The 25,744-nt window shown below is 73.6% G+C and carries 24 protein-coding genes; 6 read left to right on the top strand and 18 right to left on the bottom strand.

The window, feature by feature from the left end:
• Nucleotide 1: 1 nt before the first annotated feature.
• The 3 genes from E4U92_RS25720 to hemB all read right to left on the bottom strand — a co-directional run bounded on the left by E4U92_RS25720 (nucleotide 2) and on the right by hemB (nucleotide 3,345).
• Nucleotides 2-1,222: an aminotransferase-like domain-containing protein gene (locus E4U92_RS25720; RefSeq protein WP_137302850.1), complete on the bottom strand. Its 1,221-nt coding sequence runs from the start codon at nucleotides 1,220-1,222 to the stop codon at nucleotides 2-4.
• Between the two features lie 116 nt (nucleotides 1,223-1,338).
• Nucleotides 1,339-2,238, bottom strand: a complete 900-nt coding sequence (locus E4U92_RS25715) for an SAM-dependent methyltransferase (protein ID WP_137302849.1) — start codon at nucleotides 2,236-2,238, stop codon at nucleotides 1,339-1,341.
• 114 nt (nucleotides 2,239-2,352) lie between these two features.
• On the bottom strand, nucleotides 2,353-3,345 hold the full coding sequence (gene hemB, locus E4U92_RS25710) for a porphobilinogen synthase (RefSeq protein ID WP_137302848.1): 993 nt from the start codon (nucleotides 3,343-3,345) through the stop codon (nucleotides 2,353-2,355).
• Between the two features lie 197 nt (nucleotides 3,346-3,542).
• Between hemB and E4U92_RS25705 the strand changes: the two genes are divergently transcribed.
• Both E4U92_RS25705 and E4U92_RS25700 read left to right on the top strand, forming a co-directional pair.
• The gene (locus E4U92_RS25705; protein ID WP_137302847.1) at nucleotides 3,543-4,403 is read left to right on the top strand and encodes an alpha/beta fold hydrolase; all 861 of its coding nucleotides are present in this window, start codon (nucleotides 3,543-3,545) and stop codon (nucleotides 4,401-4,403) included.
• Between the two features lie 231 nt (nucleotides 4,404-4,634).
• Nucleotides 4,635-5,270, top strand: coding sequence for a L,D-transpeptidase family protein (locus E4U92_RS25700; protein WP_137302846.1), 636 nt, complete (start codon nucleotides 4,635-4,637; stop codon nucleotides 5,268-5,270).
• A 51-nt stretch (nucleotides 5,271-5,321) separates the two neighbouring features.
• Here the strand turns inward: E4U92_RS25700 and E4U92_RS25695 are convergent, their stop codons facing one another.
• The gene (locus E4U92_RS25695) at nucleotides 5,322-6,266 is read right to left on the bottom strand and encodes a response regulator (RefSeq protein ID WP_137302845.1); all 945 of its coding nucleotides are present in this window, start codon (nucleotides 6,264-6,266) and stop codon (nucleotides 5,322-5,324) included.
• Between the two features lie 480 nt (nucleotides 6,267-6,746).
• Here E4U92_RS25695 and E4U92_RS25690 point away from each other — a divergent pair, with 480 nt between their 5' ends.
• Nucleotides 6,747-8,039: a sensor histidine kinase gene (locus tag E4U92_RS25690; protein WP_137302844.1), complete on the top strand. Its 1,293-nt coding sequence runs from the start codon at nucleotides 6,747-6,749 to the stop codon at nucleotides 8,037-8,039.
• 183 nt (nucleotides 8,040-8,222) lie between these two features.
• On the opposite strand, the gene E4U92_RS25685 is transcribed toward E4U92_RS25690, so the two are convergent.
• From E4U92_RS25685 to E4U92_RS25665, 5 genes are all read right to left on the bottom strand, one after another.
• Nucleotides 8,223-9,923 carry a bifunctional uroporphyrinogen-III C-methyltransferase/uroporphyrinogen-III synthase gene (locus tag E4U92_RS25685; RefSeq protein ID WP_137302843.1) on the bottom strand — a complete coding sequence of 567 codons (1,701 nt, stop codon included), beginning with the start codon at nucleotides 9,921-9,923 and terminating at the stop codon, nucleotides 8,223-8,225.
• The gene (hemC, locus tag E4U92_RS25680; RefSeq protein ID WP_137302842.1) at nucleotides 9,920-10,915 is read right to left on the bottom strand and encodes a hydroxymethylbilane synthase; all 996 of its coding nucleotides are present in this window, start codon (nucleotides 10,913-10,915) and stop codon (nucleotides 9,920-9,922) included. The genes E4U92_RS25685 and hemC overlap by 4 nt, the downstream gene beginning before the upstream one ends.
• Nucleotides 10,912-12,690, bottom strand: a complete 1,779-nt coding sequence (locus tag E4U92_RS25675) for a glutamyl-tRNA reductase (RefSeq protein ID WP_137302841.1) — start codon at nucleotides 12,688-12,690, stop codon at nucleotides 10,912-10,914. The genes hemC and E4U92_RS25675 overlap by 4 nt, the downstream gene beginning before the upstream one ends.
• On the bottom strand, nucleotides 12,687-13,448 hold the full coding sequence (locus E4U92_RS25670) for a redox-sensing transcriptional repressor Rex (RefSeq protein ID WP_137302840.1): 762 nt from the start codon (nucleotides 13,446-13,448) through the stop codon (nucleotides 12,687-12,689). The genes E4U92_RS25675 and E4U92_RS25670 overlap by 4 nt, the downstream gene beginning before the upstream one ends.
• A gap of 280 nt (nucleotides 13,449-13,728) precedes the next feature.
• Nucleotides 13,729-14,013, bottom strand: a complete 285-nt coding sequence (locus E4U92_RS25665) for a glutaredoxin family protein (protein WP_107119741.1) — start codon at nucleotides 14,011-14,013, stop codon at nucleotides 13,729-13,731.
• Between the two features lie 106 nt (nucleotides 14,014-14,119).
• Here E4U92_RS25665 and E4U92_RS25660 point away from each other — a divergent pair, with 106 nt between their 5' ends.
• The 3 genes from E4U92_RS25660 (at nucleotide 14,120) to E4U92_RS25650 (ending at nucleotide 17,792) form a co-directional block, all read left to right on the top strand.
• Nucleotides 14,120-15,034 carry an HAD family hydrolase gene (locus tag E4U92_RS25660; RefSeq protein ID WP_137302839.1) on the top strand — a complete coding sequence of 305 codons (915 nt, stop codon included), beginning with the start codon at nucleotides 14,120-14,122 and terminating at the stop codon, nucleotides 15,032-15,034.
• 406 nt (nucleotides 15,035-15,440) lie between these two features.
• The gene (locus E4U92_RS25655; RefSeq protein ID WP_137302838.1) at nucleotides 15,441-16,274 is read left to right on the top strand and encodes an ECF subfamily RNA polymerase sigma factor, BldN family; all 834 of its coding nucleotides are present in this window, start codon (nucleotides 15,441-15,443) and stop codon (nucleotides 16,272-16,274) included.
• 270 nt (nucleotides 16,275-16,544) lie between these two features.
• Complete coding sequence (locus tag E4U92_RS25650; RefSeq protein ID WP_137302837.1) at nucleotides 16,545-17,792, top strand: DUF5667 domain-containing protein; 1,248 nt, start codon at nucleotides 16,545-16,547, stop codon at nucleotides 17,790-17,792.
• Between the two features lie 83 nt (nucleotides 17,793-17,875).
• Here E4U92_RS25650 and E4U92_RS25645 read toward each other — a convergent pair whose 3' ends face one another.
• From E4U92_RS25645 to E4U92_RS25605, 9 genes are all read right to left on the bottom strand, one after another.
• The gene (locus E4U92_RS25645) at nucleotides 17,876-18,973 is read right to left on the bottom strand and encodes a lysophospholipid acyltransferase family protein (protein ID WP_137302836.1); all 1,098 of its coding nucleotides are present in this window, start codon (nucleotides 18,971-18,973) and stop codon (nucleotides 17,876-17,878) included.
• A gap of 14 nt (nucleotides 18,974-18,987) precedes the next feature.
• Nucleotides 18,988-20,079, bottom strand: coding sequence for an NAD-dependent epimerase/dehydratase family protein (locus E4U92_RS25640; protein WP_137302835.1), 1,092 nt, complete (start codon nucleotides 20,077-20,079; stop codon nucleotides 18,988-18,990).
• Nucleotides 20,080-20,295: 216 nt separating this feature from the next.
• On the bottom strand, nucleotides 20,296-20,394 hold the full coding sequence (locus tag E4U92_RS25635; protein WP_003948845.1) for a 30S ribosomal protein bS22: 99 nt from the start codon (nucleotides 20,392-20,394) through the stop codon (nucleotides 20,296-20,298).
• Between the two features lie 134 nt (nucleotides 20,395-20,528).
• Nucleotides 20,529-20,741 carry a helix-turn-helix domain-containing protein gene (locus E4U92_RS25630; protein WP_158101684.1) on the bottom strand — a complete coding sequence of 71 codons (213 nt, stop codon included), beginning with the start codon at nucleotides 20,739-20,741 and terminating at the stop codon, nucleotides 20,529-20,531.
• Between the two features lie 129 nt (nucleotides 20,742-20,870).
• The gene (locus tag E4U92_RS25625) at nucleotides 20,871-21,686 is read right to left on the bottom strand and encodes a phosphatase (protein WP_137302834.1); all 816 of its coding nucleotides are present in this window, start codon (nucleotides 21,684-21,686) and stop codon (nucleotides 20,871-20,873) included.
• A 100-nt stretch (nucleotides 21,687-21,786) separates the two neighbouring features.
• Nucleotides 21,787-22,962 carry an acetoin utilization protein AcuC gene (locus E4U92_RS25620; RefSeq protein WP_137302833.1) on the bottom strand — a complete coding sequence of 392 codons (1,176 nt, stop codon included), beginning with the start codon at nucleotides 22,960-22,962 and terminating at the stop codon, nucleotides 21,787-21,789.
• Nucleotides 22,913-24,136, bottom strand: a complete 1,224-nt coding sequence (locus E4U92_RS25615; RefSeq protein ID WP_137302832.1) for an MFS transporter — start codon at nucleotides 24,134-24,136, stop codon at nucleotides 22,913-22,915. Before E4U92_RS25615 ends, E4U92_RS25620 begins: the two co-directional genes overlap by 50 nt.
• Before the next feature lie 66 nt (nucleotides 24,137-24,202).
• A complete protein-coding gene (locus tag E4U92_RS25610; RefSeq protein WP_137302831.1) occupies nucleotides 24,203-24,937 on the bottom strand; it encodes a VC0807 family protein in 735 nt (244 codons plus the stop codon).
• 69 nt (nucleotides 24,938-25,006) lie between these two features.
• Nucleotides 25,007-25,651 carry an HAD family hydrolase gene (locus tag E4U92_RS25605; RefSeq protein ID WP_137302830.1) on the bottom strand — a complete coding sequence of 215 codons (645 nt, stop codon included), beginning with the start codon at nucleotides 25,649-25,651 and terminating at the stop codon, nucleotides 25,007-25,009.
• Nucleotides 25,652-25,744: the final 93 nt, after the last annotated feature.

Genomic DNA, 25,744 nt, shown 5'->3' with positions numbered 1-25,744 from the left:
ATCAGCCCCCCAGCAGGCCGCGGCCCAGGCGGCGCAGGCCCTTCGTGATCTCCTCCGGGGTCTGGGTGACGAAGCACAGCCGCAGCGTGGCCGGGTCGGGGGCGCCGGCGTAGAAGGGCGCGCCGGGGACGTAGGCCACGTTCTCCGCGACGACCCGGGGCAGCAGCGCGGTGGTGTCGTACGGCTCCGGCAGCCGCGCCCAGAGGAACATGCCGCCCTCGGGGCGGTTCCAGGTGGAGCCCTCGGGGAGCGCGCCGGGCAGGGCGGCGAGCATGGCGTCCCGGCGCTCGCGGTAGACGCCGGCCACCCTGGCGACGTGCGCGTCGAGGTCGTACTCCGTGAGGTAGCGCGCGGCGGCGAGCTGGTTCACGGTCGGGGTGTGCAGGTCGGCGGCCTGCTTGGCGACGGCGCAGGCGCGGCGCAGCTCGGCGGGGGCGCGCAGCCAGCCCAGGCGCAGTCCGGGCGCCATGACCTTGGAGAAGGAGCCGAGCAGCACGGTGCGGTCGCGGGCGTCGTCGTGGGCCGCGATCCAGGGCACGCGCTCGCCCTCGTAGCGCAGTTCGCCGTACGGGTCGTCCTCGACGATCCACAGGCCGTGGCGGGCGGCGACGGCGGCGAGCGCGGCGCGGCGGTCGGCGGGCAGGGTGCGGCCGGTGGGGTTCTGGAAGGTGGGGACGGTGTAGAGCAGCTTGGGCCGCTCGCGCGTGACGAGGCCGGCGAGGGCGTCCGGGTCGGGGCCGTCGGCGTCGCCGGGGACGGCGAGGACGCGGGCGCCGGCGAGGCCGAAGACCTGGAGGGCGGCGAGGTAGCAGGGTTCCTCGACGAGGACGGTGTCGCCGGGGTCGAGGAGCGCGCCGGCGAGGAGGGAGAGGGCCTGCTGGGAGCCGGTGGTGACGAGCAGGTCGTCGGGCTCGGTGGCGAGTCCGCGGGCCGTGTGCCGGGCGGCGAGGAGGCCGCGCAGGGCGGGTTCGCCCTCGGTGGTGGCGTACTGCAGGGCCTGCGCGGGGAGTTCGTCGAGCACGTACCGGAAGGCGGCGGCCACCCCGGCCCGGTCGAAGACGTCCGGGGCGGGCAGCCCGCCGGCGAAGTTGATCACCTCGGGGCGTGCGGTGACGGCGAGGATGTCACGCACCGGCGACCCGCCGACGGTCCGTGCGCGGGCGGCGAGCGGCGGCGGGGCGGCGGCTTCGCGGGGGCGGGCGGTTTCCGGGGCGACGGTCATGACACGGCTCCTTCGGCTGCGGGCGGGCGCCTCGCGTTGCCCGCAGCCTAGGGAGATGGGTGCCCTCTACACATGACCTTTTCGGGATATGGACGCCACCCGGGCCGTCGCTGCGGTCACGGCTTGGCCGCCACGCCCCCGTACACGTTGATGTCGGCGTCCGTCACGTCGTTTATGTCGTGGTAGCGGACCTTCTCGATGTCGTCGAGGGAGGCCAGGTACGCCGGGTCGGGCTGCTCGGGGACCGGGGCGGGCTCGGAGCGCCAGTGGTGCACCGGGACCACGCCGGGCTCGGCGAGCGTCAGGCCGTTGCCGGTGAAGAACCGCTCGACGTCCGCGCGCGGGCGCAGCACGAAGGTGAACCCGCGCTCGGTGTAGGTGCGTTGGACGGCGCGGATGTTCTCCGGGTTGAGGTCGTCGGTGAGGTGGCTGAGCACCAGCCGGCTGCCGGCGGGCAGCGCGTCCACCAGTTCCCGGACGATCGGGTACGCCTCCTCGTCCTCGATGAAGTGCAGGATCGCCACCAGGCACAGTGCGACCGGCCGGTCGAAGTCGAGGGTCTTGGCGGCCTGTTCGAGGATCTGCGCGGGGCTCTTCAGGTCGGCGTCGATGTAGTCGGTGCGGCCCTCGGACCCCGAGGTGAGCAGCGCCCGCGCGTGGGCGAGGACGACGGGGTCGTTGTCGACGTAGACCACACGGGAGTCGGGGATGATCCGCTGGGCGATCTGGTGGACGTTCTCGGCGGTGGGCAGGCCGGTGCCGATGTCCAGCCACTGGCGGATGCCGTCCTCCTGGGCCAGCGCGGTCACCGCGCGGCGCAGGAAGTCGCGGTTGTGACGGACGTCGAGGTAGCCGCGCGGGTTGGCGGCGAGGCCGGCGGCCGCGGCGGCCCGGTCGACGGGGTAGTTGTCCTTGCCGCCGAGGAAGACGTCGTACACCCGCGCCGGATGGGCCCTGCTGGTGTCGATCCGTCTGCGCAGCTCGGCGGGGTCGTGGTCGAGCGCGTCACCTGGCATGGGGGTCCCCCTGGGTCATGAGCAGGTCGGTGTCGTCCACGCACAAGCGCGGAAGTGGTCGACAACCTAACTCCTGAGGGCACGTGAAGGTGCCCGGAGACCCCCCTTCCGGGGTCAGCCCAGCGTCCGGGCGACCTCCGTCGCCCAGTAGGTGAGGATCGTGCGGGCGCCGGCCCGCTTGATGCCGGTGAGCGACTCCAGGATGGCGCGGTCGCGGTCGATCCAGCCCTTCTCGGCGGCGGCCTCGATCATCGCGTACTCGCCCGAGACCTGGTACGCGGCGACGGGCACGTCCACGGCGTCGGCGACCCGGGCGAGGATGTCGAGGTACGGGCCGGCCGGCTTGACCATGACCATGTCAGCGCCCTCCTCGAGGTCGAGGGCGAGCTCGCGCAGCGACTCGCGCCAGTTGGCGGGGTCCTGCTGGTACGTCTGCCGGTCACCGCGCAGGGAGGACCCGACGGCCTCGCGGAAGGGGCCGAAGAAGGCGGAGGAGTACTTGGCGGTGTAGGCGAGGATCGCCACGTCCTCGCGGCCGATCTGGTCGAGGGCGTCGCGGATGACGCCGATCTGCCCGTCCATCATCCCGCTCGGCCCGACGACGTGGGCGCCGGCGTCGGCCTGCACCTGCGCCATCTCGGCGTACCGCTCCAGGGTGGCGTCGTTGTCGACCCGGCCCTGGTCGTCCAGGACACCGCAGTGCCCGTGGTCGGTGAACTCGTCGAGGCACAGGTCGGCCATCACGAGCAGGTCGTCGCCGACCTCGGCCCGCACGTCGCGCAGGGCGACCTGGAGGATGCCGTCGGGGTCGGTCCCGGCGGTGCCGAGGGCGTCCTTCTTGGTGTCCTCCGGCACGCCGAACAGCATGATGCCGGAGACCCCGGCCTCGGCGGCCTCAACGGCGGCCTTCCGCAGGCTGTCGCGGGTGTGCTGCACGACCCCGGGCATGGCCCCGATCGGCACCGGCTCGCTCACGCCCTCCCGCACGAACGCGGGGAGGATGAAGTCGGCGGGGTGCAGCCGCGTCTCGGCGACCATCCGCCGCATGACCGGACTGGTCCGCAGCCGCCGCGGCCGCGCACCGGGAAAGGATCCGTACTTCGCCATACACCTACGCTACGCCCGCCCGGCCGGTGCCTTTGCCGACGCCGAGTCGGCCCCGCGGCGTCCCCGAGCGGCCGCCCGCCACGGTGTCGGCGCCGCCACGCGGGGAACCCACAGCGCTGCGCCCGCGGTCCTCGGCGGCACGGACGAGGACGGCGGGTCACCCCTGACGTCGGGACAAGGGCGGGAGGCACGCGAGCGTGTTCGAGGGATTCCGGACCAGGTACGTCGAGACCGGTGAGGCGTCCGTCTTCGTGCGGTACGGCGGGGACGGGCCGCCGGTGGTGCTGCTGCACGGCCATCCCCGTACGTCCGCCACGTGGCACCGGGTGGCCCCGCTGCTGGTGGACCGCGGCTTCACCGTGGTCTGCCCGGACCTGCGCGGCTACGGCCGCTCCCGGGGCCCGGCCCCGGCGCCGGACCACAGCGCCCACTCCAAGCGGGCGGTGGCCGCCGACGTGGTGGCGGTGATGCGGGCGCTGGGTCACGAACGGTTCGCGCTCGTCGGGCACGACCGCGGGGCCGCCGTCGCGTTCCGCCTGGTCCTTGACCACCCGGGGGCGGTGGAACGGGTGGCGCTGATCGACGGCCTGCCGCTCAGCGAGCACCTGGCGCGCATCACACCGGAGTTCGCGACCCAGTGGTGGCACTGGTTCTTCTTCGCCCAGCCGGACACCCCGGAGCGCGTCATCAACGCCGACCCGGACGCCTGGTACCGGGGCGACCCGCGGGTCATGGGACAGGAGAACCACGACGAGTTCCGGGAGGCCACCCGCGACCCGGAGGTGGTGCGCGCGATGCTGGAGGACTACCGGGCGGGCCTCACCGTCGACCGCCGGCACGAGGAGGAGGACCGGGCCGCCGGCACGCGCGTGCGGTGCCCGGCGCTGATCCTGTGGTCGCTGCGGGACGACCTGGAGCAGCTCTACGGCGATCCGGTGCGGATCTGGCGCGACTGGGCGACGGACGTCCGCGGCCACGGCGTCGACTCCGGCCACCACGTCGCCGAAGAGGCCCCGCAGGACCTGGCCGCGGCCCTGGCGGACTTCTTCGCCGGCTGAGCCGTCCGGCGGCCCAGGCGGCCGCCGCCCCCCCCCCCCCGGCGACCCGGACCGGGCGCGCCCGCCACAAGCCCGGTTGAGGCCAACTTCGCCATGTAGGGCGGAAGTTGAGGGACGATCCCCCACTGCCACGGGACGACCCCGGCGCCCCGTTCTCCGTACGGTGTCGGTGCAGCGCGGCCCCGCACCTCCGCGGGACCGCACGGACGACGCGCGAGAAGGGGAACACACATGCGCGCAGTACGGGGGAACGGCCGATCGGCTCTCGCGGCCGTGGCGGCGGCAGGAGCCGCCCTCACCGTGGTCGGGGTGCTGCCGGCCACGGCGGCCACCGCGGCCACGGACGGCACCACCACCCGGGCGGCCGGGACGGCCGCCGCGGCCGGCGACAACTACACCTACCTGTCGTTCAAGAAGAACAGCAGCAACCCCTCCAACTCCCGGCTCAGCCTGGTCTACGTGCAGTGGAACGGCGACCGGGTGCACAGCTTCACGGTGGCCAGCTGGCGGGCGGGCTCCGGCAACGGCAGCCGGAACTCCTGCGCACGCAACGCGGGCTGGCTGCCCAACGGCACATACACGATCCGCGCCTTCTACAACCACCACAACGGCGGAGCCCGGGGCGTCAACGGCATCTCCTGGCTGCTCAACGACACCCGGTGCAGCAACGGCACACCGCGCACCGCCCTGTTCATCCACAGCGAGATGCTGCCCAGCGGCGCCCAGGGCCGGTCCGAGCCGTACCGCTGGGACGGCAACAGCGACTACAAGTCGGCCGGCTGCATCAAGCTCAAGCCGTCGGACATCCGGCAGCTCAAGGGCTACCGGGCCAACTTCCCGCACCCGACGAAGCTCTACGTCGGCTGACCCCGTCCGGGACCCGCGGCTCGTGGATCCCGTCCCGCCGACGGGCGGCCGTCACGTGATCCGGGTCCCGTGACCCACGTGCCGCGCCCCCGTGACCCACGTGCCGGGCCGGAGCGGAGGCTCTCCCCGTCCGGCCCGGCAGCGGTGCGGGACGACCAGGCCGGTCTCGTAGGCCAGGACGACGGCCTGCGCCCGGCTGACCAGGCCGAGCTTGGTCATCGCCCGGCTCAGGTGCGACTTCACGGTCGCCTCGGTCACCCTCAGCAGGGCGGCCATCTCGTCGTTGGTCGCGCCCGTCGCCACGAGCCCCAGGATCTGCCGCTCCCGGGGCGTGAGGACGCCCAGACCGGGCGCCGGACCGGCGTCCGACGCCCCGGCCGTCCCGGGAGCGTCCGTACCGGCGCAGGTGCCGCCGCCCGATCGTGGTCCGCCGCCCGCCACGAGGCGGCGGACCACGCCGGGGGCGAACAGGCAGTCCCCGGCGGCCAGCACGTGCAGCGCCCGCAGCAACCGGTCCGGGGCGACGTCCTTGTACAGCACACCCGACGCCCCGGCGTGGACCGCCCGGCCGACCTGCTCGTCGGCGTCGGAGGACGCCAGCACGAGCACCCGGGGCCGGGCCGTCCGGGCCCGCGCGGCGGCCGACAGGATGCGTGCGCAGGCCCGCGCGCCGTCGAGCCCCGGTAGCGCCGGCTCCATCAGGATGACGTCCGGTCGGGTGCGGGCCGCCTGCGCCACCGCCGCCGGGCCGTCCGCCGCCTCCCCGACCACCACCAGCCCCGGCTCGGCCCCGACCAGAGCCACGAGCCCGGCCCGCATCAGGTCGTGGTGGTCGACGACCAGCACCCGCGCGACGTGCTGCTGCCGGTCCCCGCTCCCCCGGGTGGCGGGCGCGGCGGTCGTGCCGTACGTGTCGCCGCCGGTGCCCGGCCGGAGCCCGGCGACGGTCACGGCTCCCGGGTCGGAGGCCGTCAGGGTCTCACGGACAGTGCGCATAGCGGTTCCCCCCGTGTGCGGTCGTGTACTGCTCATCGACGCAGTAACGGTGGTCCGCCGTTGCGCCAGGGCCACGGCTCGTCCACCGGGTGCCGTATCCCCAGGTGACCGTCGGGGCCAGGGGCCGGGCTGCCGCGCTGGTTTACCCCGGCACGCCGTTCGACGCCTGTGGTTGACCCGGGGATCGGTCTCCCGTCGGATGCGCGGGCCGTCCCGGCTTGCCTAGTCTCGTCGTACCGGCTCGACGAGGGGCGCGGCGGCGGGGGTGCAACCCCGGTCCCCGCGGCTGCGGTTCGGGCCGTGTCGACGGCGTGTGGGGGTCGCCGTCGACGGTACGGGGGAACGGCGGGAGCGGCGGCGGGGGTGCCGCTCCCGCCGGCCCGCGGGGACCTTGGGGGGTGTCTCGTCGATCTGGCCGGAGACCTCGAACGACTCGTGGTGGGGGCGGATCAGGTGGGAACCGTCGGCTGCCGTCCCCGGATGCCCGCACCGCGTGCCCCGCGCCCGCGGCCGGCGCAGCTCGCCGTGGCCGTCGGTTCCGCGGTCGCCGGCTGTCTGGCCGGTGCCTTCTACCACCCGGCGCCGTGGCAGCCGTTCGACGTGCGGGCGTACCTCCTGACGGCGCTCGTCGCCCTGCCCCTCGCCCTGGGGGAGAAGCGGCCGTTCCCGGTGCTGGTGATCACGGCGGGCGGGTTCACCGCCTACCTGGTGCTGGGGTACCAGCCGTCCCTCAACTTCTGGGGCCCGGCGGTGGCCTTCGTCTCGGTCGCGGCCGGGGAGCGGCGCGGGCGGGCCGGGTGCGGGGCGGTGGTGCTGGCGGCGGTCATCGCCCTGAGCGGTGTGTACGGCCGGCTGCCCTGGCCGGTGGTGGCCGTGCAGGCGGTGATCGTGCCCGCCGTCGCCGGGGCCGTCGGGCTCACCCAGCGCCGGCTCGCCCAGCGCAACGCCGAACTGCGGCGGCTGACCGCCCTGCTGGACCGGCAGCAGCGCCAGGAGGCCCGGCGGGCCGTGCTCGACGAGCGCTTCCGCATCGCGCGGGAGCTGCACGACACGATCTCCCAGCACATGACGATCGCCACCCTGCAGACGGGGATCGCCGAGTACACGTTCCACTCCGACCCCCCGGCCGCCCGCACCGCGCTGGGCGTCGCCACACGGGCCGGCCGGGACGCGCTCGACGAGCTGCGCCGGCTGCTGATCGTCCTGCGCACCCACGACGTGACCGGCGCGGACGAGGGCGCCCCGGTGCGGGACGGCGCCGGGAACGGCGAGGGGCCCGCCGCGCCGGTGCCGGACGACCTGCTCGCCCGCATCGACCGCATCCCCGCGCTGGCCGAGCACCTGGAGGTGGCCGGCCTGCGCGTCACCGTCCGCTTCAGCGGGGAGCGCAGGCCCCTGCACCCGGGCGTCGAACTGTGCGCCTACCGCGTCGTGCAGGAGGCGCTCACCAACGTCGTCAAGCACGCGGCGGCGGCCGCCGCCGAGGTGACCGTCGCGTACCGCGACCACGAGCTGGACGTCACCGTCCTCGACCGCGGCGGCCGGGCACCCGGCCCGCGGACCGGCCCGGCTCCCGCGGTGGGTGAGGCAGTACGGCAGGCCGGATCCGGGCACGGCCTGATCGGGATGCGGGAGCGGGCGAAGATCTGGCACGGCACGCTGACCGCCGGGCCGCGCCCGGAGGGCGGCTTCGAGGTACGGCTCCGGCTCCCGCTGGGACAGCAGCTCCCCGGGGACCACCGTCCTCCGGGACCCGACCGGGGCAGCGGCTGACCCCGGGCAGCTCCTCCACGCCCACGAGGCGGGCGACCGAAGAGACCGGGGGTCCGGCGACCGCCCGGCCACCGGACCCCCGGTCCGTGTCCCACGGGGCCAGGCGCACGCCCGGCCCTCACTTCACCAGCGACCTGGCGCCTCCGCACCGGCCGCAGGCTTCACGGACGCCGCCCCCGAGCCTCACGTGGCCCGGCGCCGCCGCGCCCCCGGCCGCCGCTCGCTCGGCCGCGTCACCGGGTCGCCCGCCTCCAGGGCCGCCGCCCGGCGCCGCAGGCCGAAGTCGGCCAGGGCCTCCGCGAGCTTGTGCACCGACGGCTCCGGTGCCATCACGTCCACCCGCAGCCCGTGCTCCTCGGCCGTCTTGGCCGTGGCCGGGCCGATGCACGCGATGACGGTGACGTTGTGCGGCTTGCCGGCGATGCCGACCAGGTTGCGGACCGTCGAGGACGACGTGAAGAGCACCGCGTCGAAGCCGCCGCCCTTGATCGCCTCGCGGGTCTCGGCCGGCGGCGGCGAGGCGCGCACGGTCCGGTAGGCCGTGACGTCGTCGACCTCCCAGCCGAGCTCGATCAGCCCGGCCACCAGGGTCTCGGTGGCGATGTCGGCGCGCGGCAGGAAGACGCGGTCGATCGGGTCGAAGACCGGGTCGTAGGGCGGCCAGTCCTCCAGCAGGCCGGCCGCGGACTGCTCGCCCGACGGGACGAGGTCGGGCTTCACGCCGAAGGCGATCAGGGCCTTCGCCGTCTGCTCGCCCACCGCGGCGACCTTGATGCCCGCGAAGGCGCGGGCGTCGAGCCCGTACTCCTCGAACTTCTCGCGGACCGCCCGCACGGCGTTGACCGACGTGAACGCGATCCACTCGTAGCGACCGGTCACCAGGCCCTTGACGGCCCGCTCCATCTGCTGGGGCGTGCGCGGCGGCTCGACGGCGATCGTCGGCACCTCGTGCGGCACGGCCCCGTAGGACCGGAGCTGGTCGGAGAGCGACGCCGCCTGTTCCTTCGTGCGCGGCACGAGGACCTTCCAGCCGAACAGCGGCTTGGACTCGAACCACGCGAGCTGGTCGCGCAGGGCGGGGGCGGAACGCTCGCCGACCACGGCTATCACCGGGCGGCCGCCCTCCGGGGAGGGCAGCACCTTGGCCTGCTTCAGCGTCTGCGCGATGGTGCCGAGGGTGGCGTTCCAGGTGCGCTGGCGGGTGGTCGTCCCCGCGACGGTCACCGTGAGCGGGGTGTCGGGCTTGCGCCCGGCCGCCACCAGCTCACCGGCGGCCGCGGCGACGGAGTCCAGCGTCGTCGAGACGACGACCGTGCCGTCGGAGGCGCCCACCTCGGTCCAGCACCGGTCGGACGCCGTGCGGGCGTCCACGAACCGGACGTCCGCGCCCTGGGCGTCGCGCAGCGGCACACCGGCGTACGCGGGCACGCCGACCGCCGCCGCGACACCCGGCACCACCTCGAAGGGGACACCGGCGGCCGCGCAGGCGAGCATTTCCTCCGCCGCGTACGTATCAAGTCCCGGGTCCCCGGGGACCGCACGGACGACCCGCCTGCCGCCCCGCGCGGCCTCCATGACAAGATGTGCGGCATCCCGCACGGCGGGGACAGCAGCGGTCGTTGACGCGCCGTCAACAACCGTCGGCTGGGGTGTGCCCGGGACCGGAACGAGGTCCGGCGAGGGGTCCGCGTTCACGACGGACACGCCCGGCCTGGCGTGCGCACGCACGACGTCGAGCACCTCGTGCTCGGCGACGAGGACGTCCGCGTTCGCCAGCGCCTCGACGGCGCGCAGAGTCAGCAGTCCCGGATCCCCGGGTCCGGCACCGAGGAAGGTGACGTGCCCGTGTTCAGGACCGGCGGCAGGAAGGGCGGTGGGGCTCACTGTGCTCGCTCCCCCATCAGACCGGCCGCGCCCTGGGCGAGCATCTCGGCGGCGAGGTGCCGACCGAGCGTCGCCGCCTGGTCGTGCGTCTCGGGCACGGGACCGGTGGTGGACAGCTGCACCATGCGGGAGCCGTCGGTCGTGCCGACGACGCCGCGCAGGCGCATTTCCTTGACAATCTGCCCGTCCGCGTGGGGGTTCCCCCGCTCGAACGGAGCCGAGAACGGCGGCAGGTCGGCCAGCGCGCCCACGGGCGCGGAGCAGCCGGCCTCCAGGGCGGCGAGCAGCGACCGCTCGGCCGTCACGGCGACCCGGGTGAAGGGGTCGTCGAGCTCGGCGAGCGCGGCGATCAGGTCCGCCCGGTCGGCGGGGCACTCGACCGCCAGGGCCCCCTGGCCGGGGGCGGGCAGCACGGTGTCGACCGAGAGGAAGTCGGTGACCTCCTCGCCCCGGCCGATCCGGTTCAGCCCGGCGGCGGCGAGGACGACGGCGTCGAGTCCGCCGTCGCGGACGTACCCGATGCGGGTGTCGACGTTGCCGCGTATCGGCACGGTCTCTATGTCGAGGCCGTGGGCGCGCGCGTACGCGTTGAGCTGCGCCATGCGCCGCGGCGAGCCGGTGCCGATGCGCGCGCCGCGCGGCAGGTCGGTGAACTTCAGCGCGTCGCGGGCGACGATCACGTCCCGCGGGTCCTCGCGCACGGGCACGGCCGCCAGCACCAGCTCCTCGGGCTGGCTCGTCGGCAGGTCCTTCAGCGAGTGAACCGCGAAGTCGACCTCGCCCCGCAGCAGCGCGTCGCGCAGCGCGGTGACGAAGACGCCGGTACCGCCGATCTGCGCGAGGTGCTCGCGCGAGGTGTCGCCGTAGGTGGTGATCTCGACGAGCTCGACGGGCCGTCCGGTCACCTGGCTCACGGCGTCCGCCACCTGCCCGGACTGGGCCATGGCGAGTCTGCTCCGCCTGGTCCCGAGCCTCAGTGCCTTCTCAGTCATCGCTGGCCCTCGGTTCTGGCCTTCTTCTCGGTGTTCTCGGTCGTGCTGTCCTCGGCGCGGGAGACGGAGGCCACCGTCTCGGGGTCGAGGTCGAACAAGGTGCGCAACGCGTCCGCGTACCCGGCTCCGCCGGGCTCGGCGGCGAGCTGCTTGACCCGCACCGTCGGCGCGTGCAGCAGCTTGTCCACGACCCGCTTGACGGTCTGGGTGATCTCGGCGCGGTGCTTGTCGTCGAGGCCGGGCAGCCGCCCCTCGAGGCGGGCGATCTCGCCGGCGACGACGTCGGCGGCCATGGTGCGCAGCGCGACGACGGTCGGCGTGATGTGCGCGGCCCGCTGGGCGGCGCCGAAGGCGGTCACCTCGTCGGAGACGATGCGGCGCACCTGGTCGACGTCGGCGGCCATCGGCGCGTCCGCGGAGGCCTCGGCGAGCGACTCGATGTCGACCAGCCGGACCCCGGTGAGCCGGTGCGCGGCCGCGTCGATGTCGCGCGGCATGGCGAGGTCGAGCAGGAACAGCACGGGCTCGGGCCGTACGGCGTCGGCGACCGGCTCGGGCCTGCGGCGCTCGGGGATGCGCCCGACGGCGGTGACGGCCGCGGCGAGCGCGGCGATGGCGTCGGCGTCCTCGGCGGGATCGAGCGGGGCGGCGGTGCCCGGCCGGGTCGCGGTGCCGGCCGCGGCGCGCGGGGCGCGGCCCGCGGCGTCCGGTGCGCCGTTGTCGACCCAGGCGGCGTGCTGCTCCAGCTCGGCGGCGCCCATCCCGGCCACGGCGGCCTCGCCGGCCACGGAGAAGCCGGCGGTGGACTGCACGGCGGGCAGGTCCAGCGGGCAGCCGTCCTCGGTGCCGAGGGAGGTGGGCGGCAGCGGCGTCCGCCCGGTGGCGCGGGTGTCCGCGGGCGCGTCGGGCCGCTGCGGGCGGACGGCGTGGCCGCTGCGGCCGGCCAGGGAGGCCGCGACCGCCTCGGCCGTCAGCACGAGGCCGGTCGCGCCGGTACAGGAGACGGCCACGTCGGCACGTGTCAGTTCGGCGCCGACGGCGTCCATGGGCACCGCGCGGGCCGTCACGGCCGTTCCCTCGGCCCCGGTGAGTATCTGGGCGAGGCGCTCGGCGCGCTCGAAGGTGCGGTTGGCGACGACGATCTCGGCGACCCCGGCGCGCGCGAGGGTGGCGGCGGCCAGCGAGGACATCGATCCGGCGCCGATGACCAGCGCCTTCTTGCCGTGCGCCCAGTCGGGCACCGCGCCGTCCCCGGCGAGCTGCTCCAGGCCGAAGGTGACGAGCGACTGCCCGGCCCGGTCGATGCCGGTCTCGGAGTGGGCGCGCTTACCGACCCGCAGGGCCTGCTGGAACAGGTCGTTCAGCAGCCGCCCGGCGGTGTGCAGGTCCTGCGCCCGGGCGAGGGAGTCCTTGATCTGTCCGAGGATCTGGCCCTCGCCGACGACCATGGAGTCCAGTCCGCAGGCCACCGAGAACAGGTGGTGGACGGCGCGGTCCTCGTAGTGCACGTAGAGGTAGGGGGTGAGCTCCTCCAGCCCGACCCCGCTGTGCTGGGCGAGGAGGGTGGACAGCTCGGCGACGCCCGCGTGGAACTTGTCCACGTCGGCGTACAGCTCGATGCGGTTGCAGGTGGCCAGCACCGCGGCCTCGGTGGCCGGCTCGGCGGCGACGGTGTCCTGGAGCAACTTGATCTGCGCGTCCGGGCCCAGCGAGGCCCGCTCCAGCACGCTGACCGGGGCGCTGCGGTGGCTCAGTCCGACGACGAGGAGGCTCATGCCGGCATCACGGCGGGCACGTCCCCGTCGGGTCCCTGGTCCGCCGCGTCGGGGCGGGTCGCGGCGGCCGGGTGGGCCGCGGCGGCGCCGGCTTCCTCGCCGGCCTTGCGCTGCTCGTGGAAGGCGAGGATCTGCAGCTCGATGGAGAGGTCGACCTTGCGCACGTCGACGCCGTCGGGCACGGACAGCACGGTGGGCGCGAAGTTCAGGATGGAGGTCACGCCGGCGGCCACGAGCCGGTCGCAGACCTGCTGGGCGGCGCCGGCGGGCGTCGCGATCACGCCGATGCTCACACCGTTGTCCTGGATGATCTTCTCCAGTTCGTCGGTGTGCTGCACGGGGATGCCCGCGACGGGCTTGCCGGCCATCGCCGGGTCGGCGTCTATCAGGGCGGCGACCCGGAAACCGCGGGAGGCGAACCCGCCGTAGTTGGCGAGGGCGGCGCCGAGGTTGCCGATGCCGACGATGACGACGGGCCAGTCCTGCGTCAGGCCCAGCTCCCGGGAGATCTGGTAGACGAGGTACTCGACGTCGTAGCCCACGCCGCGCGTCCCGTAGGAGCCGAGGTAGGAGAAGTCCTTGCGCAGCTTGGCGGAGTTGACGCCGGCCGCGGCCGCGAGCTCCTCGGAGGAGACCGTGGGGACCGAGCGCTCCGACAGCGCGGTCAGGGCGCGGAGGTACAGCGGAAGACGGGCGACGGTGGCCTCGGGAATCCCTCGGCTACGGGTCGCCGGTCGGTGAGTTCGGCCAGTTGCCACGGTGCTCCTGCGGGTAGAGCGGGGCTGTAGGCGGTCATACGTCCCACGACCGCCCCGTCCTATGCAGGCTATGTCTTTGTGAACGCGTGCACAAAGATGGTGTCCGATTTGCCCGGCCAACGTGACCGGGGTCACGCGATCCCGGCGCGCCTGCGGGGAACCGGCGTATACACGCCCGCGTTCCTTCCTTGTCGGGGGCAAAACCGCCCACTCTCCTCACGAATCCCGCCCCCGAGACCAAGTCGCCGTCGATCCTAAGCGACGCGGCGACCCGTTTGGACTAGTCGGTCAGCGCCTTGCGCAGCCGTTGCTCGTTCACGCGCCAGAAGGTGTGCTGCCGTCCGTCCACGAGGACGACCGGGATCTGCTCCCAGTACTGCTCGTGGAGGCGGGGGTCCTGGGTGATGTCCTGCTTCTCCCAGGGGACGCCGAGGTCGCCGCACACCTTCTCGACGACCTCCTGTGCCTCTTCGCACAGGTGGCAGTCGGGCTTCCCGATGAGCGTGACCAGCCGGTCCTGCGGGGCGGGGCCCTTACGACGAAAGAGGGGACTCATGCCAGCCATTCTCACGCCTCACCGCTCCCTCTTTAACGGTCCGGACGCGGAGAGTTCACAGCGCCCCCACCCGGCGGCTGCGGGAATCCGCAGGCGGAATGGCTATGCTCACGCCATGGCCGCTCTCGGATGGCTCACCCCCCGCAGGCGCTCCGCCACGGCGCGGAGCGTGTTGGCAGGCGAGGCCTCGGCGGAGGCCGCCCGCAAGTCCACCCAGGAGACCCGGCCGCCCGGTGAACCGGTGTTCCCCGTCCTCGGCGACGACCGGGCCGCCGCCTTCTTCGACCTGGACAACACCGTGATGCAGGGCGCCGCCCTCTTCCACTTCGGCCGGGGCCTGTACAAGCGCAAGTTCTTCGAGACCCGCGACCTGGTCCGCTTCGCCTGGCAGCAGGCGTGGTTCCGGCTGGCCGGCGTCGAGGACCCCGAGCACATGCAGGAGGCCCGCGACTCGGCGCTGTCGATCGTCAAGGGCCACCGCGTCTCCGAGCTGCAGTCGATCGGCGAGGAGATCTACGACGAGTACATGGCCGAGCGCATCTGGCCGGGCACCCGCGCGCTGGCCCAGGCGCACCTGGACGCGGGCCAGAAGGTGTGGCTGGTCACCGCCGCCCCGGTGGAGATCGCCCAGGTCATCGCCCGCCGCCTGGGCCTGACCGGCGCGCTGGGCACGGTGGCCGAGTCGGTCGACGGGGTCTACACGGGCCGGCTGGTCGGCGAGCCGCTGCACGGCCCGGCCAAGGCGGAGGCGGTGCGCGCGCTGGCCGCGGCCGAGGGCCTGGACCTGTCCCGCTGCGCCGCGTACAGCGACAGCCACAACGACATCCCGATGCTGTCCCTGGTGGGCCACCCCTACGCCATCAACCCGGACAGCAAGCTGCGCAAGCACGCCCGCGAGCTGGAGTGGCGCCTGCGCGACTACCGCACGGGCCGCAAGGCGGCGAAGGTGGGCATCCCGGCGGCGGCGGGCGTGGGCGCGGTGGCGGGCGGAACGGCGGCGGCCATCGCGCTGCACCGGCGCCGCCGGTAGGCACGCGCCGGACCGTCGCGGCGTCCGCCGGCCGATCGGGTCGATCACGCACGCGGCCGAGACGATCGTTTGCGTCGCCTTCGGCGACACCCCCGGACGAAGCGACCAATCCCACCGTCGTACCCCGCCGGAGCCGCTTCCAGTCCTCTTGTCGGCGGACAGCCACAACACGTCCCGTATCACCCCCCGATCCGAACCGTTCCGATCAACAACCGGTCACACTCAGGCACTTGACCGAACGGCAAACGGATACGGAAGCGACGCAATCGATGATTTGAGCAACTCGGTGTAGCAGGCCCTGCACGAAGCGTTATTCTCCTCAGACGCAATCCGGTACCCCTCCGTCGCTACGACGGGTGAACGGTCCGGCACTGCACGTGATGGAAGCTCTGCCTCTGGGAGTCTTGTGTACCCACATGTCGGGGTTGACGCCTCGGGCCTGGCTACGCTGCGCGCAACAGTCGCAACGGTCAAAGAGACGCTGCGCGGCCTCGTCCCCACCGCGTACGCCGTCCCCGCCCTCGCCACGGCCACCGCACCGGCCGGCCCGTGCTACGCACTGGCCGACGGCCTCGAGCAGGTGCCGGGGCGCAGCCCCGTCGTCGAGGGACGGCGGTCGGGCGACGGGCGCGCGGCCGTCAGACGCGGACGCGCGGCCGCGACCACCGCCCGGCGGCCGGCCGCCGACAGCGACAGCGCCCGGATGATGGACCTCGTGGAGCGCGCCCAGGCCGGCGAGGCCGACGCCTTCGGCCGCCTCTACGACCAGTACAGCGACACCGTCTACCGCTACATCTACTACCGCGTCGGCGGCCGCGCCACGGCCGAGGACCTCACCAGTGAGACGTTCCTGCGCGCGCTGCGCCGCATCGGCACCTTCACCTGGCAGGGCCGCGACTTCGGCGCCTGGCTCGTCACCATCGCCCGCAACCTCGTCGCCGACCACTTCAAGTCGAGCCGGTTCCGGCTGGAGGTCACCACCGGCGAGATGCTCGACGCCAACGAGGTCGAGCGCTCACCCGAGGACTCCGTCCTGGAGTCCCTGTCCAACGCCGCCCTCCTCGACGCCGTACGCCGGCTCAACCCCCAGCAGCAGGAGTGCGTGACGCTGCGTTTCCTGCAGGGCCTGTCGGTCGCCGAGACCGCACGCGTGATGGGCAAGAACGAGGGCGCCATCAAGACCCTGCAGTACCGCGCCGTGCGCACCCTGGCCCGCCTCCTCCCGGACGACGCCCGCTGAGCGTCCCGCTAACGCCGAGCCGGCCCCACCCGGCCCCACCCCCACGCTCCGCGATCCCCAACTCACGGTCAGTGAAAGTCCGTTGCCTTCCCGATCCGATCATCCGCAGTCCGTAACCCAAGTGCCGCGCCAGTCGTTGTGCGGGATACAGGCTCCCTGTGGTCACGTCCCGACCGGCCTCGATCACCCGATCGAGGAGAACCGGTCGAAGACGTGCAACCCCGAGGACCCCAGGGGAGTCGACCGTCATGACGAGAGGAGGTGCCGCCAGTGATCGCGAACGTATCGGCGCACCGGCGGGCGAACGCCTTCGCCCAAGCCCTTCAGGAGCAGTCCGAACAGGGCCCGGCGGCCGAGCAGTCCGAAGGACCGGCACCGGCACCGGCACCGGCACCCGCCGCTGCGGACCAGACCGGGCAGGGCCATCTGCTGGCCCTCGCCACGAGTCTCGCCGAGCTGCCCAGACCCGAGCTCGACCCCGAGGTCAAGGTCGTGCAGCGGGCCCAGCTGGTCGCCGCGATGGAGGCCATGCTCCAGGAAGGCAGGTTCGGGGGCGAGGCCGCGGACCCTTCGGTGCCCGAGCAGCGCTCCGCGCGGCGGGGCGCCCACCGGGCGACCCCGCTGGGCAGGTTCCGCCCCCGCAGCCGGCTCGCCAAGAGCCTCACCGCGGGCGGCCTCAGTGTGGGGGTCGCCGCGGGCGCCTTCGGCGGGGTCGCCGCCGCCAGCTCCGACGCCCTCCCCGGTGACTCGCTCTACGGCCTCAAGCGCGGCATCGAGGACTTCAAGCTCAACTACCTGGCCGAGGGCGACAGCGAGCGTGGCCAGGCGTACCTCGACCTGGCCTCCACCCGGCTGAACGAGGCGCGCCGGCTCCTGGAGCGCGGCCGCGGCGGCGACCTCGACCACGACTCCGTGAGCGAGATCCGCCGCACCCTGTTCGGCATGCAGCACGACGCCTCCGAGGGCCACCGCCTGCTGCACGAAGCCTACGAGCGCGACCCCAATTCCCTGGGCCCCATCCAGGCCCTGTCCTCGTTCTCGCAGTCCCACCGCGAGGCGTGGAGCAAGCTGCGCGACCGGCTGCCCGTGCAGCTCGGGGACGTCAGTGAGCAGGTGTCGTCGGTGCTCGACGCCATAGACCAGGAAGTCGCGCCGCTGCAGTCCCTGCTCCCGCAGCCCCCGGCCCGGGGCGGCGGCACGGGGACCGGCCCGGGCACGGGCTCCGCGTCGGCCGGCGCCTCCAGCAGCGAGCGCTCCACCTCGCCGAGCACCGGCAGCGGCACGACGACCGGCGGGCACACCGGCGACGGCAGCGGCAGCCCGAGCCGCTCCGCCGGCTCCGGCACGTCGGACGACGGCCTGCTCGGCGGCAACACCGGCGGCCTGCTGGACCCGCCGGACAGCGCCGGCACCACCTCGCCGCCCGTCCTGCCGAGCACCCAGCCGGACGTGACGATCCCGCCGCTGCTCCCGGGCCTGCTGCCCGGCCTGGGCATCGACGGCGAGGACACCGACTAGCGGCCCGCGGATGCAGATGGGGGCGCCCCTCCCGGAGAGGGGCGCCCCCATCGACGTACCCACCGGCCACGAGGCCGCAGGCGTCAGAAGAACACCGACCGCCGCTGCACCAGCAGCTTGTACAGGGTGTGCTGGATCTGCTCGCGCACCTGGTCGGTCAGGTTGAACATCAGCATGGGGTCCTCGGCGGCCTCCGGCGGATAGCCGTCCGTGGGGATCGGCTCGCCGAACTGGATCGTCCACTTCGTCGGCAGCGGAACCGCGCCCAGCGGGCCGAGCCACGGGAACGTCGGCGTCAGCGGGAAGTACGGGAAGCCCAGCACCCGGGCCAGCGTCTTGGCGTTGCCGAGCATCGGGTAGATCTCCTCCGCCCCGACGATCGAGCAGGGGATGATCGGCGCGCCGTGCCGCAGCGCCGTCGAGACGAAGCCGCCCCGGCCGAACCGCTGCAGCTTGTAGCGCTCGCTGAACGGCTTGCCGATGCCCTTGAAGCCCTCCGGCATGACCCCGACCAGCTCGCCCTGCTCCAGCAGCCGTTCGGCGTCCTCGGCGCAGGCCAGGGTGTGCCCGAGCTTGCGGGCGAGCTCGTTGACGACCGGCAGTACGAACACCAGGTCGGCGGCGAGCAGCCGCAGGTGCCGGCCCGCCGGGTGGTGGTCGTGCACGGCGACCTGCATCATCAGGCCGTCCAGCGGCAGCGTCCCGGAGTGGTTGGCGACGATCAGCGCCCCGCCGTCGGCCGGGATGTTCTCGACGCCCTTCACCTCGACCCGGAAGTACTTCTCGTACACCGGCCGCAGCAGCGACATCAGGACCTGGTCGGTCAGCTCCTCGTCGTAGCCGAAGTCGTCGACCTCGTAGTCCCCGGTGAGACGGCGGCGCAGGAACGCCAGCCCGCTCGCGATGCGCCGCTCCAGCCCGCCGGCGCCCGCCCGCTGCTCCCCGTCCGGCCCGGGCACGTCGTCCGGCGCCGCGGCCCCGCCCGGCAGGGCCTGGAGGTCGCCGGCCTCACGCACCTCGCCGGGGTCACGGGCCTCGCCCGCGCCGCGGATCTCGCGCACCGGCACCGGCTGCTCGCCGCCGGTGCGCCGGCTCCCCGTGCCACGGCGCCGCGGCGGGCGCTGCGCGGCGCTCCCGCGGGACCGGTCGTCGTCGAACGGAATGACCTTGGCGTCCGCCATCGTTGCTGCGCTCCTCAGTTGGCGCTCTGCGTCGGGGAGTGGGACGTCGGCGCGGCGGCCGCCGCCGAGCCGCCGCCGCCCGGCACGGCCAGGGCGGCGACCCGGTCGACGGCCCCGGCCACGGCCTGCGGGGGCAGCAGCCCCGGCCCCCGGCTGCGGGCGAAGTCCGCGAAGGTCTCCGCCGTCGTGTACTTGGGGACGAAGCCCAGGGTCTCGCGCATCTGGTCCGTCGCCACGACCCGGCCGTGCGTGAGCAGGCGGATCTGCTCGGGGGAGAAGTCCGTCATCCCCAGCGTACGCACCAGGGAGCCGGCCCACGTGACGGCCGGCAGCAGCAGCGGCACGGTGGGCCGCCCGAGCCGGCGGGAACACTGGGACAGCAGCAGCACCCCGTCCCCGGCGATGTTGAACGTCCCGCTGTTGAGGGTGCCCCGGCGGGGCTCGTGCGAGGCGATCCGCAGCACGTCGATCACGTCGTCCTCGTGCACGAACTGCAGCCGCGGGTCGTAGCCGAACACGGTCGGCAGCACCGGCAGCGAGAAGTACGCGGCGAGCGGCGTCTCGGCGGTGGGGCCGAGGATGTTGGCGAACCGCAGCACGCTCACGGCGACGTCGGGCCGGCGCCGGGCGAACCCGCGCACATAGCCCTCTACCTCGCAGGCGTCCTTGGCGAAGCCGCCGCTCGGCAGCGACTTGGCCGGGGTCGACTCGGTGAACACGGCCGGGTCCCGGGACGCCGACCCGTACACGTTGGTGCTGGACTTCACCACCAGCCGCTGCACCTTGGGCGACTTCTGGCAGGCACCGAGGAGCTGCATGGTGCCGATGACGTTGGTCTCCTTGACCGTGGCCCGGCTGCCGCTGCCCAGGGCCGTCGCCGTGACGTCCAGGTGGACGACGGTGTCGGCACCCGTCTCGGCGAGCACCCGCGCGATGGTGGGCTGCCGGATGTCGGCCTGGATGAACTCGGCGCCGCCCAGGTGGTGCTCGGGCCGCACCGCGTCCACGGCGACGACCCGGTCGACCTCCGGGTCACGCTGGATCCGCCGGACGAACCGGCCTCCGAGCTGACGGGCCACCCCGGTCACGAGCACGACCTTGCCCACGGTGCAGCGCCTTCCTTCCAGGACCTTCAGGACTCACCTGCGACAGGACCCTCCGTCCGGCGGGTTTCCCCTCTGCGTCAACTTATCGGTTCGATGTCGCCCTGTGACGACCACGCGATGCCCGATGACCGAAACCGCCCCGGAAAGACGCGTGGCCCCCCACCGGAATCCTGGTGGGGGGCCACAACACGCTTTCGCGGCTCGCGTCGCGCAACCTTACTTCTTGTTACGACGCTGAACGCGCGTGCGCTTGAGCAGCTTGCGGTGCTTCTTCTTGGCCATCCGCTTGCGCCGCTTCTTGATAACAGAGCCCACGACTACCCTCGCTCACTTCTCATCACTCGGTGTTTGGGCGCCATGGGCCCACACGACCTACGAGGGGCTAGCCTACCCGCCCGAGTGCCGAGGCCGTTAATCGAGGGTCGGAGGCCGCTGTCGGCCGGTTACCACTAGGCGGTTTCCACCCCCACGTAGCTGTCGCGGAGGTACTCGTGAACCGCGTTCTCGGGGACGCGGAAGGACCGCCCCACCCGGATCGCGGGCAGATGACCACTGTGCACCAGGCGGTACACGGTCATCTTGGACACTCGCATCACCGAGGCGACTTCCGCCACGGTCAGGAACTGGACCTCGCTCAGAGGCCTCTCGCCGGCTGCTGCCATGACACACCTGAACCTTCCGCACTCGACGGCCACCGGCTTCCCCTTCCGGTGACTCTTCGTCGTTGCGTGCTCACTCCCCAGACTAGGGGCGGGTGATGCGAGTGGGGAAGAGGTGCACCCATCGGCGGCCTACTGTGACAGACACGCTCGATTGAGTACGTAGCGGGCCAGCGGCAGGTAGTAATCGTCCCGCACACCGTCGTCGAGCGGAACGACGGCGGACACCACGCCCTGCGCCTGCCCCACGAAGAGCGCCGGGTCGTCCGTGTCGGCCAGGCCGACCGCCTCGAACCCCAGCTGACCTGCCCCGCAGACCCATCCGTGGTCCCCGATCACGAGCTGCGGCAGCGGCCCGCCGGCCTCGGCCGCGGCATCCAGGGCCACCCGCACCGGCAGCGGCGAGTGGCAGTGCGCGCCGGTCGTGCTCCCGGCGCAAAGGCCCCCGCTCTCCCGTACGAACCCGACGCCCCGTACGTACGCGAGGTTGTACGTGCGTAGACCGAACCGGGTCGTTATGTCGACACGGCGACCCTGCGCCGGGGTGAGGACAGTACATCCCCCCGCCGACAAGGCGTCCGCGAGGCAGGCGTAGAAGCCCAGCAGCCGGTGCGGGTGCCCGGTGCCGATCAGCACCGCTCCCCGGCGCCGCACCACCTCCGCGACCCGCCCGGCGAAGGCGTCCAGACCGGCCAGGGTCAGCGCCGGGTCGATCACGTCCGGTCCGGCCACGCACCGCGGGTCGGCCGGCACGCCCACCCGCTCGGCCATCACCGCCAGCACGTCCCCGAAGCCCCACCCGCTCCCCGGGTCGATCCCCAGCAGCACCCGCGGGTCCCGGGCCGCGAACAACCGGTAGCTGCGCAGCCCCGCCTCCCGCGAGGTGCCCACCACCCCCGCCAGCCGGGAGCCCACCAGATGCCCCCACAGGGCCCCCGCGCTCACCACCCGACGATCCTGACGCAGCGCCCGGGAGCCGACCAGCGGATCGGGCGAACTGCGCACGGTCGGCGTAACGCCGCCCGCCGGGGGCCGGCCCGGCGGTGATCTACGCCAGCAGTCCCCGCAGCGGGAACACCGACCGCCGTGTCGCCAGCACCGCCTGGTCGAGCCGGTCCGCCGGGTCGTACCCCGCCTCCCAGGAGGCCCACTCCACCGGCCACCGCCCGTCGGTCATCCGCATCGGCCCGAGCTGCCGGGTCCGCGCGTACACGGCCTGGCGCCAGCTCTCCGGGATCACCGTCTCCGGCGCCACCTCCCGGCCCGCCGCGATCCCCACCAGGTGCGCCCACGACCGCGGCACCACCTCCACCACGGCGTATCCGCCGCCGCCCAGCGCCACCCACCGGCCCCCGGCGTGCGCGTGCGCCAGCTCGTGGCACGCCACCTGCACGGCCCGCTGCGCGTCCAGCGACACCGCCAGGTGCGCCAGCGGGTCCTCGAAGTGCGTGTCCGCCCCGTGCTGGGTCACCAGCACGTCCGGCCGGAACTCCGCGAGCAGCTCGGGCACCACCGCGTGGAACGCCCGCAGCCACCCGGCGTCCCCGGTCCCCGCCGGCAGGGCCACGTTCACCGCGGAGCCCTCCGCCGGCCCGGCCGCCCCGGTCTCCTCCGGCCAGCCGGTCTGCGGGAACAGGGTCCGCGGATGCTCGTGCAGGGAGATCGTCAGCACCCGGGGGTCCTCCCAGAACGCCGCCTGCACGCCGTCCCCGTGGTGCACGTCGACGTCCACGTACGCGACCCGCTCGGCGCCCAGCTCCAGCAGCCGCGCGATCGCGAGGGCGGCGTCGTTGTAGACGCAGAACCCGGACGCGGCCCCGGGCATCGCGTGGTGCAGCCCGCCCGCGAAATTCACCGCGTGCAGGGCCTCGCCCCGCCACACGGCCTCCGCCGCGCCCACCGACTGCCCGGCGATCAGCGCGCTCACCTCGTGCATGCCCGCGAACGCGGGATCGTCCAGGGTGCCCAGCCCGTACGCCTCGTCAGCCGACCGGGGGTCCGCGGACGCCGCCTTCACGGCGTCGATGTAGTCCTCGCGGTGCACCAGGCGCAGCGTCGACTCCCCGGCCGGCTTGGCCGCGACGACGTCCACCTCCCGGTCCAGCCCGAGGGCGTCCACCAGCTTCCGGGTCAGCTCCAGCCGGACCGGATCCATCGGATGCTCGGGCCCGAAGTCATAGCCCGTTACTGCCTCGTCCCACATCAGCTGTGCGCGGCCGCTCATGCCCGCCACCGTATCGGTCCGGTTGACGCGCGAACGACCGGGCGTACACCAACGTCAGCGACACCAGCACCATCGGGACGAGCATGGCCCCGCGGTAGCTCCACGCGTCACCCAGCGCCCCCACCAACGGCGACCCCACGAGGAACCCGACGTAGTTGAAGATGTTCAGCCGGGCGATCGCCGCGTCCGAGGCCCCCGGGAAGAGCCGCCCGGCGGCCGCGAACGTCTGCGGCACCAGCACGCACAACCCCAGCCCCAGCAGCGTGAACCCGAGCATCCCCACCCACGGCCCCGGCGCCACGGCCACCACGGCGAACCCCGCCGCGGCCACCACGGCCCCGGCCCGCACCACCGCCACGGCCCCGAACCGCCGCACCCCGGAGTCCCCGATGGCCCGCCCCAGCAGCGTGGTCACCATGTACACGTTGTACGGCACCGTCGCCAGCTGCTCCGAACTCCCCAGCACGTCCTGCAGGTACTTGGCACTCCAGTTGGACACGGTCGAGTCACCGATGTACGCGAACGACATCACCAGGCACAGCGGGAGCAGCAGCTTGAAGACGAGCGCCCCGCCCTGCCCGGCACCGGCTCCACCCTCCGCACCGCCCTCCGCCGGTCCCGCGTCGACGTACCACCGGCTCCCCACGAGCACCGCCGGCAGCAGGACCGCCGCCACCGGCAGGTACGACACCCACAGCGCCAGGTGCCAGTGCGCCCCCGCCCAGGCGAGCGACGCCCCGACGATCCCGCCCAGGCTGTACGCCGCGTGGAAGCTCAGCATGATGCTGCGCCCGTACGACCGCTGCAGGCTCACCCCGAGCATGTTCATGGACGCGTCCAGCGCACCGACCGCCAGCCCGAACGCCGCGAGCGAGACGGCCAGTTCGACCATCCGCTCCCCCGCCCCGACCCCGAGCAGCGCCAGCAGCACCACCGGCTGGGACCAGCGCAGCACCACGCTCGGCCGGACCCGCTTCACCAGGTGCTCGGTCGTCACGCTCCCGACGCCGGCCAGCACGGGCACGGCGGCCAGGAAGACGGGCAGCAGCGCGTCGGACACCCCGTAGCGGTCCTGCACGGCCGGGATGCGGGTCACGAGCAGGGCGAACGCGACGCCCTGCGCGAGGAAACCGAACGCCAGCGAGGCCCTGCCGCGCCGCAGCACATCAGTCATGGCGGCGAGCGTAGGGCCCCGGGCTACTGCTGGGTAGATCCGGCCGAAGATGAGTTCTGCTCAGCTTCAGCGGGCGAGGGCGACCTCGGGCGCCCCCACGGTCCGGCCGGACACGGCCGTGGTCTCCGCCCCGGGCTCCGCGCCGGTGGCCGCCCCCGCCTCGACCTCGCCGAGCAGCATCCGCGCCATCGGCCCGGCCGCCAGCGCACCGCTCACCGCGAACGCCGAGCCCAGCGTGACGACCAGGATCACCGACCCGAGCCACACCATGGTGTCCACGGGCAGTGTGTAGGCGCCGGCGACCCGCACGGCGCACTCCGTGAGCAGGAAGCCGCCCCACACGCCCGAGAACACCCGCTCGGCCCGCCGGAAGTCCGCGGACCCGGCGCACAGCCGCTCCCAGGCCGCTTCCCGCTCGGCCCGCCCCTTGACCAGCCACGGCTTCATGGCGGCGGTCATGAGCGGCTTCCCGAGCGCCACGGACACCAGCACCCCGAGCCCGATGACACTGCCGACCGCGCTCTCCTTGGCGAGCATGAGCCGCGGGTCCCCGGACACCAGGCCCAGCAGCAGCCCGACGACGTTGACCGCGAGGATCAGCGCGGCGAGCCCGTTGAGCGCGCGCTCCCTGACCACGCCCCACGCGGTCCGCAGCGCCGGCACCACACTGCTGCCCGCCAGCGCGGCGAACGTGCTGGTCCCTAAGCCGTCCTTGAGCAGGTAGTACCCACCGACGGGCACGGCGACATCCACGATCAGGGGGGTCAGGGCCGGGCGCTTCGCGTGCGTCTTCGTCGTCATGCCCTCAGCTTCGCCGCCGGAGGGGGTCGTCCGGTAGGAACGATCGTCCGGCAGTCCGCATGACAGATGTCAGACGAGCAGCGGAGCCAACTCCCCCATGTCGCCGAAGAGTTTGCGGGCCCCGGCGAGCTTCTCGGCGGGCGTCATCGCGGTGAACCCGACCACGTCCATCCCGGCCGCGACCGCCGCCTGCACACCCAGCGGGGAGTCCTCGACGACGATGCACCGCTCAGGGGCGACTCCCATCTCCCGGGCCGCGTGGAGGAAGAGGTCCGGCGCCGGCTTGCCCCGCCCGACGTCCTGCGAGCTGAAGATCCGCCCCTCGTCGAACCACTGGTCGAGCCCCGTCACCCGGTGCCCCACCCGGATGCGCTCATGACTCCCGGACGAGGCCACGCAGCACGGCACCCCCTCGGCCCGCAGCCTCTCCAGCACCCCGACGACCCCCGCCACGGGCTTCAGCTCCCGCTCGAACGCCGCGAACACCCGCGCGTGGAAGACGTCGTCGAAGTCCGCCGGCAGCCGCTGCCCGGTCCGCTCCAGCACCAGGTCGTGGATCCGGTGCATCGCGGAGCCCATGTAGTCGCGTATCGACTCCTCGTACGTCGTCGGGTGCCCGAGCTCGGTGAGGTACGCGGCGAGGTGCCGGTTGGAGAGCGGCTCACTGTCGACGAGCACACCGTCGTTGTCGAAGATGACGAGGTCATAGCGCATGACACCGAGCCTAAACGCAGAAAAGCCCCGTGCCGAATGGCACGAGGCTTTTCTACAATGATTGTTCGGCAGTGTCCTACTCTCCCACAGGGT

It is taken from the genome of Streptomyces galbus (genome assembly GCF_005280195.1).
GTDB lineage: Bacteria > Actinomycetota > Actinomycetes > Streptomycetales > Streptomycetaceae > Streptomyces > Streptomyces galbus.
Note: the sequence above shows the minus strand (reverse complement) of the source record. Positions and strands in the feature narration are given on the sequence as shown.